The sequence below is a fragment of the Acinetobacter sp. 742879 genome, from assembly GCF_000588535.1.
GTDB classification, from domain to species: domain Bacteria; phylum Pseudomonadota; class Gammaproteobacteria; order Pseudomonadales; family Moraxellaceae; genus Acinetobacter; species Acinetobacter pittii.
The window spans coordinates 136,017-148,618 of record NZ_JFYC01000007.1; the positions used below are offsets into that span (position 1 = coordinate 136,017).

General features: G+C 41.2%; 13 protein-coding genes. 10 read left to right on the plus strand and 3 right to left on the minus strand.

What is annotated here, in order from left to right; genetic code table 11:
- Nucleotides 1-8 precede the first annotated feature (8 nt).
- Nucleotides 9-959 carry an oxygen-dependent coproporphyrinogen oxidase gene (gene hemF / locus J690_RS14850; RefSeq protein WP_005067232.1) on the minus strand — a complete coding sequence of 317 codons (951 nt, stop codon included), beginning with the start codon at nucleotides 957-959 and terminating at the stop codon, nucleotides 9-11.
- A 128-nt stretch (nucleotides 960-1,087) separates the two neighbouring features.
- Nucleotides 1,088-1,690, minus strand: a complete 603-nt coding sequence (gene ribA / locus J690_RS14855; RefSeq protein ID WP_032036704.1) for a GTP cyclohydrolase II — start codon at nucleotides 1,688-1,690, stop codon at nucleotides 1,088-1,090.
- Between the two features lie 303 nt (nucleotides 1,691-1,993).
- Here ribA and dxs point away from each other — a divergent pair, with 303 nt between their 5' ends.
- From dxs to J690_RS14900, 9 genes are all read left to right on the plus strand, one after another.
- The gene (dxs, locus tag J690_RS14860; protein WP_002117085.1) at nucleotides 1,994-3,898 is read left to right on the plus strand and encodes a 1-deoxy-D-xylulose-5-phosphate synthase; all 1,905 of its coding nucleotides are present in this window, start codon (nucleotides 1,994-1,996) and stop codon (nucleotides 3,896-3,898) included.
- Nucleotides 3,899-4,019: 121 nt separating this feature from the next.
- Complete coding sequence (locus tag J690_RS14865) at nucleotides 4,020-4,850, plus strand: inositol monophosphatase family protein (RefSeq protein WP_002117045.1); 831 nt, start codon at nucleotides 4,020-4,022, stop codon at nucleotides 4,848-4,850.
- 405 nt (nucleotides 4,851-5,255) lie between these two features.
- Complete coding sequence (locus tag J690_RS14870) at nucleotides 5,256-7,118, plus strand: DEAD/DEAH box helicase (RefSeq protein WP_016143582.1); 1,863 nt, start codon at nucleotides 5,256-5,258, stop codon at nucleotides 7,116-7,118.
- A gap of 106 nt (nucleotides 7,119-7,224) precedes the next feature.
- Nucleotides 7,225-7,434, plus strand: coding sequence for a hypothetical protein (locus J690_RS14875; protein ID WP_005067237.1), 210 nt, complete (start codon nucleotides 7,225-7,227; stop codon nucleotides 7,432-7,434).
- Nucleotides 7,435-7,524: 90 nt separating this feature from the next.
- Nucleotides 7,525-8,343 carry an ABC transporter ATP-binding protein gene (locus tag J690_RS14880; RefSeq protein ID WP_002116999.1) on the plus strand — a complete coding sequence of 273 codons (819 nt, stop codon included), beginning with the start codon at nucleotides 7,525-7,527 and terminating at the stop codon, nucleotides 8,341-8,343.
- A complete protein-coding gene (gene mlaE / locus J690_RS14885) occupies nucleotides 8,340-9,116 on the plus strand; it encodes a lipid asymmetry maintenance ABC transporter permease subunit MlaE (RefSeq protein WP_032036707.1) in 777 nt (258 codons plus the stop codon). Before J690_RS14880 ends, mlaE begins: the two co-directional genes overlap by 4 nt.
- Complete coding sequence (gene mlaD, locus J690_RS14890; protein WP_032036709.1) at nucleotides 9,116-9,796, plus strand: outer membrane lipid asymmetry maintenance protein MlaD; 681 nt, start codon at nucleotides 9,116-9,118, stop codon at nucleotides 9,794-9,796. The genes mlaE and mlaD overlap by 1 nt, the downstream gene beginning before the upstream one ends.
- A 26-nt stretch (nucleotides 9,797-9,822) precedes the next feature.
- Complete coding sequence (locus J690_RS14895; protein ID WP_002116826.1) at nucleotides 9,823-10,464, plus strand: MlaC/ttg2D family ABC transporter substrate-binding protein; 642 nt, start codon at nucleotides 9,823-9,825, stop codon at nucleotides 10,462-10,464.
- 11 nt (nucleotides 10,465-10,475) lie between these two features.
- A complete protein-coding gene (locus tag J690_RS14900; protein WP_032036711.1) occupies nucleotides 10,476-10,763 on the plus strand; it encodes an STAS domain-containing protein in 288 nt (95 codons plus the stop codon).
- Nucleotides 10,764-10,835: 72 nt separating this feature from the next.
- Here the strand turns inward: J690_RS14900 and J690_RS14905 are convergent, their stop codons facing one another.
- Nucleotides 10,836-11,849, minus strand: coding sequence for a magnesium and cobalt transport protein CorA (locus tag J690_RS14905; RefSeq protein WP_002116978.1), 1,014 nt, complete (start codon nucleotides 11,847-11,849; stop codon nucleotides 10,836-10,838).
- Nucleotides 11,850-12,007: 158 nt separating this feature from the next.
- On the opposite strand from J690_RS14905, the gene J690_RS14910 reads away from it, so the two are divergent.
- A complete protein-coding gene (locus tag J690_RS14910) occupies nucleotides 12,008-12,589 on the plus strand; it encodes an LOG family protein (protein WP_032036713.1) in 582 nt (193 codons plus the stop codon).
- The last annotated feature ends 13 nt before the right edge of the window (nucleotides 12,590-12,602 follow it).

Here is a 12,602-nt window from a genome sequence, read left to right on the forward strand (position 1 = left end):
GCAAAAAATTAAGCGACTTTTTCTTTTAGGTTTAACCAGTCACGAGGTTTTAAGTAATAGTCGGTTAAACGTTTCTCTGGTGAGTCTTCATCCCATTCTGGACGATATGACCAAGCTGCAAGATTAGGCAGGCTGACTAAAATAGATTCGATACGTCCACCTGTTTGTAAGCCAAACAATGTTCCGCGGTCATACACTAAGTTATATTCGACATAGCGACCACGACGGTAAAGCTGGAACTCTCGTTGAGCTTCGGTATAAGGCTGTTCACGGTGTTTTTCAAAAATTGGCAGAATGGCATTTAAATAACCATTCCCTACAGCTTGAATATATTTAAAGCAGGTTTCGAAATCCCAGCAATTTAAATCATCAAAGAATAAACCACCGACACCACGCTGTTCATCTCGATGTTTTAGATAGAAATAGTCATCACACCATTTTTTATGTTCAGCATAGACATTGTCACCAAAAGGCTGGCATAGGTCATGTGCGGCTTGATGCCAATCGATAACATCCTGTTCATCTGGATAGAACGGTGTTAAGTCAAAACCGCCACCAAACCACCAAATCGGATCTTGTCCTTCAGGCTCTGCAACAAATAAACGTACATTTGCATGGGAGGTTGGAATATTTGGGTTTTTAGGGTGAATCACTAATGACACACCAAGCGCTTGTGCTTTAGCACCAGCAATTTGAGGATGTCTTTCTGTAGCAGAAGCGGGCAGTTTACTAATGTTGATGTGAGAAAACATCACACCACCTTTTTCAATCACGGTGCCATTTTGTAAAACTCGTGAACGACCGCCACCACCTTCTGGACGTTCCCAATCATCAATAATGAATTCACCCGTACCACCGCCAGCTTTTTCTTGTTGTTCTAAACCAGCACAAATACGAGCTTGTAAATCGAGGAGAAATTCGCGGACACGTTGAATATCTGTTGAAGTCGGATGCTGCATAGTGACCCTCAAAGATGATTGAGATAGGAGATAGATACATCAAAACACAAAACCATAAAAAAAGTAAGGGATTTTTAAGAAATGTCTTAAAAATCCCTCCCAATTATTTTTAAATTTATAATTTTGTTTTAGAAATCATCTTTTTGATAAAGGTGATCCATGCGTTCACGTTTAGTTTTTAAATATTGTTCATTAAAAGGATTGCGTCCAACCGTTAACGGAACACGACCAATCACATTAATACCTTGATCCTTGAGTGCCTGAATTTTCAAAGGATTGTTAGTAATTAACTTAACTTCTTTTACTTTTAAATGATCAAGCATAATGCTACACATGTCATAACGGCGCGCATCAGCAGGTAAATTTAAAAGTAAATTTGCATCTACAGTGTCGTGACCTTGATCTTGTAAGGCATATGCACGAATTTTATTTGTAAGCCCAATACCACGTCCTTCTTGACGTAAATATAAAATAACGCCTTGACCTGCTTCGTTAATGAGCTTTTGAGTTGCCTGTAATTGAGGGCCGCAGTCACATTTTAATGACGCAAAAGCATCACCTGTTAAGCATTCTGAATGAACACGTACTAAAACAGGGCCTGTGGGTGGATTTTCTAACCCTTTAGAAAGTGCCACATGTTCTTCACCTGATACTGGATCTTGAAACACAGAAATATTGAATTCACCAAAAGCGGTCGGGAGTTTTGATGTTGCAATGAACTCTATAGGCACAGATTAACTCATCTTTTAACCGAAAACGGTTTAAAGTATAGCGTAATGCTGGGAGATTGGTCGAATTGTCATAATCATTTTGAGCACTAAGGTTTTCTTTTTTGTATAAAGAAGACGATAATAGTTGATAAATAGTCAGATTATTCAGGATAATCTGCCAACCATACCCATACTGTATGAGAGACTGCTTTGCATGACCTCGTTCGCAAATGTGGCTGATTGAAGGTGACTTCATTCGATTGTATGATCGACCCATTTTGACCCAGCTTAGGATTTGCCAGGCTTATAAAGGCTTTGCCACATATGTTGTATACCGAAATTCCAACTCAACGCCCTGTTACGCCATTGTTAGATGCAATTGATCATCCTCAACAATTACGTCAGCTCGAGCATAGCCAATTGGTTCAAGTGGCTGATGAGTTGCGTCAATATATTTTATATGCAGCAGGCCAGAGTGGTGGCCATTTCGGTGCTAACCTCGGCGTGGTTGAGCTGACGGTTGCGCTGCATTATTGTTTTAATACTCCAAATGACCGATTAGTTTGGGATGTAGGACATCAGGCGTATCCACACAAAGTCTTGACTGGTCGCCGTGAGCAAATGACAACAATCCGTGCTAAGAACGGTTTAGCAGCATTTCCAGCTAGAGAAGAATCAGTTTTTGATACTTTTGGCGTAGGGCATTCATCAACTGCAATTTCAGCAGGTTTAGGAATGTCTTTAGCACGTCGTTATCAAAATGACCCATGTGAAGTCGTTTGTATTGTGGGTGATGGCGCAATGACAGCAGGTATGGCATTTGAAGCCATGAACGATGCTGTGGCACACGATGCCGATTTAATTGTTGTACTTAATGACAATGATATGTCGATTTCTTGCAGTACAGGTGGTTTTGCTAAGCATTTAGCTGCAATTTGGGAAAAAGGTCATTTAGTTAATGTCGATGAACATGGCGAGGCTTATGTACAGCCACATCCGAAATGGACGTACAACTCTCGTTTACATCAATCGGCAACAGATGCGGCCGATAATTTATTTAAAGCGATTGGTTTTGACTACTTCGGTCCTTTCGATGGACATGATGTAAATCAACTCGTTCAAGTATTTAACGCATTAAAAAAACGTAAAGGTCCACGCCTAGTCCACGTCTATACTAAAAAAGGTAAAGGTTTTACTCCGGCAGAAGCTGACCCAATTACCTATCATGCAATTGGCAAAATTAATGCGACTTCAGCAGGTAAAACACCACCAAAATATTCTGATGTATTTGGTCAATGGTTGTGTGACGAAGCTGCACAAGATGAACGTTTATTAGCGATTACTCCAGCCATGTGTGAAGGCTCGGGCATGGTTAAGTTTGCTAAAGAATTTCCAAAACGTTTCTTCGATGTTGCAATTGCGGAACAGCATGCAGTAACACTTGCAGCAGGCATGGCTTGTGAAGGTTTAAAACCTGTTGTTGCGATTTATTCAACATTCTTGCAGCGTGGTTACGACCAGCTTATTCATGATGTCGCATTACAAAATCTTGATGTGACTTTCGGAATTGACCGTGCAGGCTTGGTTGGTGAAGATGGGCCAACTCATGCTGGTGCATATGACTATGCATATATGCGTACAGTTCCGAACATGGTCATCATGGCACCAAAAGATGAAAATGAATGCCGTCAAATGCTACATACAGCCTATGCTTATAATGGGCCAGCAGCAGTACGTTATCCACGTGGTGCGGGGGTAGGCGTTGAAATTCAGCAGGAGCTAACGGCTATTGAGTTAGGTAAGGCAGAAGTAGTTGCTGAAATTAAATCTGCTTGTGATGAGCAGATTACGATTTTAGCGTTTGGTAGTCGCGTTATGGTTGCCATAGAAGCTGCTGAGCAGTTTGCACAAAAACATGATGTTGGTGTGCGTGTTGTAAATATGCGTTTTGTGAAACCACTTGATGAAAAAATTATTCGTGATTTGGCTGAACATACACAATTATTTGTAACTGTTGAAGAACACGCAATTATGGGTGGTGCAGGCAGTGCAGTAAATGAGTTCATGGCGCAAGAACAAATTGTTAAACCTATCATTAATTTAGGTCTGCCAGATTTGTTCTTGCAGCAGGCGTCACATGGTCAAATGCTGCAAGACTGTGGGCTAGATGCTAAAGGTATTTTGAGCTCAATTGAACGAGCTTGGCTTAAGCTAAATCAAGTGGTTTAAGCCTTTAATAAAATTTTTGAAACATTTTTTCCCATAACGCGCATTCATTTGCTAAAATGTATGCGCTTTTATGCATTATTCTTTGTCAAAATCTTCAAATTTGTATTGTAGTGGGTGTTCAATGGAACCTATGGTGGTTATGGCTGCGCGTGCGGCTCAAACAGTTGGTCAAGAGCTTTTAAAAGCGCATCAAAATCGTCATAAACTCGATTTGCAAGTTGAAGAGAAAGGCATTGATGGCCCAGTAACACGTGTAGATCGTTATTTGGAACAATTGACGATTGATACATTACGTAAAAGTTATAAAAACCATAGCTTCTTAGGTGAAGAGTTCGGTTTGCAAGAAGGCAAAGGTCACGATGCAGACTGGTGCTGGGTAATCGACCCGCTTGATGGCACGCAAAACTTTATTAATGGTTTCCCTCATTTCTGTATTTCTATTGCAGTTCAGCATAAAGGCGTTACTCAACACGGCGTAATCTACGACCCAGTACGTGACGAATTATTCTCTGCAAGTCGCGGTCGCGGTGCAGTTATGAACCAACGCCGTATCCGTGTAAATGTAAAAGATACTTTAGAAAATACATTCTTGGCAGTAGGCCATCCTTACCGTGCTAAACGTGCTGGTGAGATCGTATCTTATGCAGAACAACACTTTGCTTCATTATTAGCTGTTACTCAAGCTGGCGCACAAATTCGTCGTGGTGGTTCAGCTGCTCTAGATTTAGCATATGTTGCTGCTGGTCGTTTTGATGGTTTCTTTGAACTTGGTTTAAAACCATGGGATATCGCTGCTGGTGAGCTTATTATTAAAGAAGCGGGCGGTGTAGTGGTTGATGCACGTGGTGGTAATGAGTCTCTTGAAAATGGTCAAGTGCTTGCAAGTTCACTCAAAATGCTAAAACCTTTAATGCAAACTGTAGTTCCAGCTTGGGGGCAAGCTGCAAAATAATTTAATTATTTATAAATAAAACCCTCTATTATCAGAGGGTTTTATTTTTTAAGTAATTGGTAAATTTTAGTTAGTTCAATAAATATGAAGAAAGTTGATTAAAACACATGACTTTTAATTTCTTTCTGCTATAATCCGCCCACGCACTTAAATTTCCGTTCATTACCTGAACATTCTGTTCTATTCATTGTAAGCGCACGCTGTCCATAGAGAGGACCATTTCTTGCGCCCCGATCGCTCAGCGATTCTTCAGGTTCGGCCGTAATCAAGCGTGCGTTTAGTCCACATCGTCGTTACTCGGATTGCTGCTGAAAAAACGTTTCAGCTAACTTTGCTTTGCCGCTTTGTGCCGATGTCTATTTTGTATTTATTAAAAATGGAGCACCCACTAGGGTGAAACTCTCTATGAGCAAAACTTTTGCCGAATTTTCTTTGCATGAAACCTTACAACAAGCGCTTGAAGGTTTAGGTTTTACTACCCCGACTCCTGTGCAAGAACAATCTATTCCTGCAGCTTTAGAAGGAAAAGACCTTCTAGTATCTAGCCAGACTGGTTCTGGTAAAACTGCGGCATTTTTATTACCGACATTACATAATTTAGCTGGTCAAGAAACTTTTGTTCCGTTCAAAGAACGTATGAAAGCTGTGACCCAACCTAACATTTTAGTTTTATGCCCAACACGTGAATTGGCTCAACAAGTTAGCCAAGATGCGATTGCTTTCGTACGTCACATGAAAGGTGTTCGTATTGCTGCAATCATGGGTGGTATGCCTTTTGGTAAGCAAATCCAACAGCTTAAAGGCGCGCAAGTTATTGTTGCGACTCCAGGTCGTTTATTAGATTTAGTAAACCGTCGTCAATTAAAGTTAGATAAAGTTGAAGCTTTAATCGTTGACGAAGCTGACCGCATGTTAGACCTCGGCTTCTCTGAAGATTTAGAGGCGATCAGCGATTTAGCTGGTAACCGTCGTCAAACATTAATGTTCTCTGCAACTTTCGCTGACCGTATTATTCGTCTTGCTGAACGCATGATGAATGAACCTGAGCGTATTGCAATTGAAACAGGTCACAGTACAAACACTGACATCACCCAAACTTTACACTGGACAGATGGTTTCGAACACAAGAAGAAACTTCTGACTCACTGGTTGGCTGATGAAACTCTTGATCAAGCGGTTGTATTCGCGAGCACTCAAGAAGATACAGATATGTTGGCTGAAGAACTTGCAGAAGCAGGTCACTCTGTAGTTGCACTTCACGGTGCAATGCCACAAACAGTTCGTAACCGTCGTTTACGTAGTATTCGTGAAGGTCGTGCAAAAATCTTGGTAGCGACAGACGTTGCTGCACGTGGTCTTGACGTACCGACAATTTCTCACGTAATTAACTTCGGTTTACCAATGAAGCACGAAGACTATGTACACCGTATTGGTCGTACAGGTCGTGCTGGGCGTACAGGTCAAGCAATTACTTTAGCGACTTATCGTGAACGCGGTAAAATCCGTGCGCTTGAAGACTATTTAGATGCACGTTTAAGTGTTTCTGAAATTGAAGGCTTAGAGCCATCTCCACCTCCTGCTCGTTCAGGTCGTGATGGCGGTGGTCGTGGTCGTGGCGGCAACGGTGGTCGTGATGGTCGTCGTGGTGGCGGTTTTGGCGGTGGTCGTCGTTTTGAAGGCGAAAGCAACTTCAAGCGCCGTGAAGGTGGTCGTGATGACCGTCCACGTCGTAGCTTTGATGACAAACCACGTGGTGAACGTCCATTCGGTGGTGAAGATCGTCCACGTCGCGAGTTCAATTCAGATCGCCCACGTCGTGAAGGTGGTTTTGAAGATCGTCCACGTCGTGAGTTCAATTCAGATCGTCCGCGTCGTGAAGGTGGTTTCAATGATAAACCGCGTTTTGACTCAAATGATGACAACCGTGGTAACCGCGTAGATTACAAACCACGTCGTGAAAATGGTTTTGGTGATCGTCCAAAACGTAGTTTCGGTGGTGAAGATCGTCCACGTCGTAGTTTTGATGATAAACCTCGTGGCGAGCGTCCATCATTTGGTGGCGAAGATCGTCCACGTCGTGAGTTCAACTCAGATCGTCCACGTCGCGAAGGTGGTTTTAACGATAAACCGCGTCGTAGCTTTGATGATAAACCACGTGGTGAGCGTCCAGCGTTTGGTGGCGAAGATCGTCCAAAACGTAGCTTCGGTGGTGAAGATCGTCCACGTCGTAGTTTTGATGATAAACCGCGTCGTAAATTCGACCGTTAATCAAAAGTTCGTTTAAAAAAAGGCCAGTAGAAATACTGGCCTTTTTTATTTTCCAGTTTTGTTATAAAATAACAAAGTGTGAATTGGTTCAATTTTTTATTAAATAATGAGTAAAAGTAAACGAAAAGAAACAATAATGGCACAGTTGAAGAACTTATTAGTTCAGCACGGCTTGCCTTATCTTTTTATTGCACTTGTTTTGTGTAATGGGGTTTATTTTGCCTATGCTTTTATAACTGGAAGTTCTATTGAGCAGTTTCAAATTTCTGAATTAACCTCTTTTTACGAACATACCTCTTCTATTTCTACCAACTAAGTTAGCTTTGCTTTTGTCAAAATAACAACAAGTTTGTCAATTTTCAGTGTTATAGTATGCGTGCATAAAAGTGCAGGAACGATTGCCATTATGAATAATAAAACTCCTCTCTCGACTCAACCACTTATTGAAGTGAAAAATTTGAGTTTTAATCGAGGGGAACGCGTCATTTATGACAATATTAGTTTAAATATACGTCGTGGCCAGATTACGGCTATTATGGGACCTTCTGGTACAGGTAAAACAACATTATTACGTCTGATCGGTGGACAGTTAGTTCCTGATCAGGGCGAAGTTCTGCTCGACGGTAAAGATATTGCAAAAATGTCTCGTCAGGAACTTTTTTCAGCCCGTGCGCGTATGGGAATGTTATTTCAGAGCGGTGCTTTATTTACGGATATGTCGGTCTATGAAAATGTCGCATTTCCAATTCGAGCACATACCAAACTTCCTGAAAATCTAATTGCTGAACTGGTTGCATTAAAACTGGAATCAGTTGGTTTGCGTGGTTCTGAACAATTAATGCCTACAGAACTCTCAGGTGGTATGAACCGTCGCGTTGCTTTGGCACGTGCGATAGCGCTTGACCCTGATTTAATCATGTACGATGAACCTTTTGCGGGGCAAGACCCCATTGTAAAAGGTGTATTGACACGTTTAATACGTTCATTGCGAGAAGCTTTAGATTTAACCACAATTATTGTTTCGCATGATGTTCCCGAAACCCTTTCTATTGCTGACTACATTTATGTTGTAGCAGAAGGAAAAATTCAGGGGGAAGGAACACCAGAAGAATTACAGGCATATGCTTCTCCATTTGTGCGCCAATTCTTAACAGGTTCGGCAGAAGGACCAGTTGAATACCAATTTAGTCATCAAGCCTATTTAGATAACGAGGTTCGTCCATGAATACGATTGCCTGGTTAGGTAGACTCGTTATTGAGCGGATTCGAGGGATTGGTGTTGCGGCACTAATGCTCTTACAAATTGTTTTTTCTTTTCCTTCATCTGGTGGGTTTGGACGATTTATTTACCAAATGCATCGGGTAGGGGTGATGTCTTTGTTAATTATTACTGTATCGGGCCTATTTATTGGTTTGGTACTGGGTTTACAAGGATATTCAATTTTAGTGAACGTCGGCAGTGAAACAATGCTAGGCACCATGGTGTCTTTAACATTGCTGCGTGAATTGGCACCTGTGGTTGCTGCGTTATTATTTGCTGGTCGAGCAGGTTCTGCATTAACAGCAGAAATTGGTTCAATGAAGCAAAGTGAACAACTTGCCAGCATGGAAATGATCGGGGTTGACCCATTAAAACAAATCGTATCACCACGTCTTTGGGCGGGAGTGGTCAGTTTACCGATGCTAACTGTCATTTTTGCTGCGATTGGTATTGTGGGCGGTAAAATGGTAGGTGTCGATTTTCTTGGCGTCGATGAAGGCTCATTCTGGAGCGGTATGCAAAACAACGTGCAATTTGGGCATGATGTCGTAAATGGCATTATCAAAAGTATTGTGTTTGCTTTGTTATGTACATGGATTGCGGTATATCAAGGATATGCGTGTGATCCGACTCCAGAAGGAATCGCAACTGCAATGACGAGAACAGTTGTATATTCTTCATTATGTGTTTTAGGTTTTGATTTCGTGTTGACTGCGGTCATGTTCGGAGGGATTTAATGAAATCACGTAGTAGTGAGCTGGCCGTAGGTATCTTTGTTATTATCTTCGGTATTGCCTTGTTCTTTTTAGCCATGAAAGTTAGTGGCCTTGTTGGTACTAACTTAAATGATAGTTATACCATGAAGGCTCAGTTTGATAACGTCAATGGTTTAAAGCCTCGTGCTAAAGTAACGATGAGCGGTGTCACAATTGGTCGTGTTGATTCAATTACCCTTGATCCAGTTACGCGTTTGGCTACGGTAACCTTTGGTTTAGATGGAAAATTGACAAGTTTTAATGCTGAGCAGCTAAAAGAAGTTCAAAAAAATGCTTTAGATGAACTACGTTATAGTTCTGATTATACGGAGGCTTCTCCAGAGCAACAAAAAGCAATGGAACAGCAACTGATCAGTAACATGTCCTCCATCACCAGTATTGATGAAGATGCTTATATAATGGTTGCAACCAATGGTTTGTTGGGTGAGAAATATTTGAAAGTCGTTCCAGGTGGTGGTTTAAACTATCTTAAACGTGGCGATACAATTTCAAATACCCAAGGAACTATGGATTTAGAAGATTTAATTAGTAAATTTATTACTGGTGGTGGCGCAGGTAAAGTTGCCGCTGGTTCATCCTCAGCAGAAGAAAAAGCTCCTGCAAGTACCGACAGCAGTGCACAGCCGTCATTTGTTGAGTAAGAGTTTATTTGAAGGAGTGGTTCCAGGTGAATACGTTGTTTAAACAAACCCTGACAGCAAGTCTTTTGTCTACTATGATTGCAGGTACAGCTTTTGCTGCACCTTCAGAAGCACCACCTGATTTTATCAAGCGTGTTGCTGATGGCTTGATCGCTCGTTTAAAAGCAGATCATGCTAAGTTGCAGAACAATCCTGCTTTAGTAAAATCAATTGTACGTCAGAACTTAGACCCATATGTTGATTCACAAGCGTTCACTCGTATCGTGATGGGTACTTATGCGACGAATCAGTATAGTACAGCTGCACAGCGTGCTCAGTTTGAAACAAACTTCCGTAATACATTAATTGAAAATTACGGTAGCGCATTTGCTAAATATACAAATCAAAGCTATACCATGCGTCCTTACAAGGCAACTGCGGGTAAGAACCCTGTAGTGACATTGGACTTTAATCACAATGGTGAAAAAATTCCTGTTTCTTTCCAGTTAGCTGATAAAGGTACTCAATGGAAAATCCGTAATATCAATGTCTCTGGTATTGATCTAGGATTACAGTTCCGTAATCAGTTTGCTGCAACAGTGAAACGCAATGGCGGTGATTTAAATAAAGCAATTGCAACTTTCCAACCTGATGCAGACGCGGCTGTTAATCAAAACAAAAAGAAATAAGTAGGTGACGTGTGGTTCAGTATCTCAACCAACAATTGGTTGTTTCGGGAAAAATTGATTTTGACAATGCGGAACAACAGTATCAAGCAGGTTTGGCTATCATAAAGAAGCAGCAAAGCTTCCCACTTGTGGTGGACTTAACTGAGCTTGAGCATGGTAGTACCTTGGCCTTAGCTGTTTTAGTTCAATGGTTACGAGAGACTCCAAAAAATACTGGTTTGCATTTTAAAAATGTCCCTGAAAAAATGCTGAAGATCATTCAAGCCTGTCATTTGCAGGATGATCTGCAAATGATCTGATGTTTTTGATGTAAAAAAGCACCTATATTTAGGTGCTTTTTTATGCTCGAAATTAGCATTTTATTACAAAGCTTAGATCCATTTTTTCCAGCGGAAATAAATGATCGGCCCAATAAAGAAACCCATAATAATCAGCAAAACAACAAAGAAACTGGTCGTACCATGTGCAAAAGGTAATACGTCTGTGTTCATACCGTAAATACTGGCAATAAGCATTGGAGGAGCTAACATACTTGGTAAGATCGAGAATCGACGAATCGTGTCATTCTGTTCGGTGTTAATAAATCCGGACGTCGTATCAAGTAAGAATCGTACTTTTTGGAATAAGAACGCATCATGTTCTACCAGTGAGCGCACATCTTCACTGAGCTCTCGAATGTCTGCGTCATAAATATGACTGCCTAATGCACGTGGACGCGATAAGAAAGTAAGTACACGTCGTAAATCAATGAGACAAAGCTGTGCTTTTCCTAGCATGTCTTCTTGTTGAGCTAGGCGTGTAATCATGTCATCGAGATCTAGAATTTTTTCACGTTGGTGGTTATTAAGAACCTCTGTGGAGTATTTTTCTAAATCTTTGTGGATATCTTCTAAGATATCCGCAAGCTCATCGAGTTTTGCTTCAAGAAGACCTAATAAAATCCACGTTGGATCTTTATAGTCCATGTCATAGTCATTTCGGCGAGCACGGGCACGAAAGGCACGAAACGCAACTAGTTTTTCTCCGCGCATCGTAAAGAGGCGGTCTTTATGTAAAATAAAAGCTACGGTTTGCACCATGGCCAGCATATGTGATGACTCTTCAGCGTCGCCATCCACCTGATAATTTTTATTTTTCGTTAAAAAATAAGTACTGATGTGCAAAATACCGTCATCATCACGGTAAAATCGTGCAGAAGATGAAATGTCTTCAAGCGACTTTAGTGTTGGTAAATTTTGGTCATAGGCATCTAATACCCATTGTTGCTCTTCTTGCGAGGGTGCAATAAGATCAAGCCAGACTAATTCGGGATGTAGATCAAATCCACCATTGATGGTGGCATCTTCCAGACTTCCGCGTTCTGTGGCATAAAAGGCTTCAAGCATGTGTCTTTTTTCCTCACGCAGTCTGATGGAAATGGATGGGTGTATTTTAGACAAGGATTTGCCGAAAAACACTTGCCAATACGCTATTTTGCAAAAAAAAACTCTATCGATAGTTTAGTTTGTCAGCATGACAGTTCAATAAAACGGTTTTTTACACTATGAAATCAATTTGTATTTTCTGTGGTTCATCTCTTGGTTCAAACCCAATTTTCCAAAAAATTGCCCAAGCTACAGGCGAGGCTATTGCAAAACAAGGTAAGACCTTGGTTTATGGTGGTGGTCGCTCAGGCCTAATGGGTGTGGTGGCCGATAGCGCCTTACAAGCAGGTGGACAAGTCATTGGCGTGATCCCTCGTGCTTTAGTTGATCGTGAGTTAGCTCATCCGGGCTTAACCAGATTATATGTGGTTGAGAATATGCATGAGCGTAAAACCAAGATGGCGGATCTTTCAGATGGCTTTATTGCTTTGCCGGGTGGCGCTGGTACATTGGAAGAAATCTTTGAACAATGGACGTGGGCGCAATTAGGGATTCATCAAAAGCCATGTGCTTTCTTAAATGTAGCGGGCTTTTATGAAGATTTACTTAAAATGATTCAAGGAACGGTGGATAATGGATTCAGCCAAGCACGGTTCGTTGATAAATTGATCGCATCAGACAAAATTGAAGATATTCTTGAACAATTTGAGCAATATCAGGCTCCTGCTCCAAAATGGACAAACGCAGACGTCCAACCATAAACGAGGTTAAATA

Coding starts and splice junctions, on each gene's coding strand:
- hemF (WP_005067232.1), bottom strand. CDS start 959: ATGCAGCATCCGACTTCAACAGATATTCAACGTGTCCGCGAATTTCTC.
- dxs (WP_002117085.1), top strand. CDS start 1,994: ATGTTGTATACCGAAATTCCAACTCAACGCCCTGTTACGCCATTGTTA.
- J690_RS14865 (WP_002117045.1), top strand. CDS start 4,020: ATGGAACCTATGGTGGTTATGGCTGCGCGTGCGGCTCAAACAGTTGGT.
- J690_RS14870 (WP_016143582.1), top strand. CDS start 5,256: ATGAGCAAAACTTTTGCCGAATTTTCTTTGCATGAAACCTTACAACAA.
- J690_RS14875 (WP_005067237.1), top strand. CDS start 7,225: ATGAGTAAAAGTAAACGAAAAGAAACAATAATGGCACAGTTGAAGAAC.
- J690_RS14880 (WP_002116999.1), top strand. CDS start 7,525: ATGAATAATAAAACTCCTCTCTCGACTCAACCACTTATTGAAGTGAAA.
- mlaE (WP_032036707.1), top strand. CDS start 8,340: ATGAATACGATTGCCTGGTTAGGTAGACTCGTTATTGAGCGGATTCGA.
- mlaD (WP_032036709.1), top strand. CDS start 9,116: ATGAAATCACGTAGTAGTGAGCTGGCCGTAGGTATCTTTGTTATTATC.
- J690_RS14905 (WP_002116978.1), bottom strand. CDS start 11,849: ATGCTTGAAGCCTTTTATGCCACAGAACGCGGAAGTCTGGAAGATGCC.
- J690_RS14910 (WP_032036713.1), top strand. CDS start 12,008: ATGAAATCAATTTGTATTTTCTGTGGTTCATCTCTTGGTTCAAACCCA.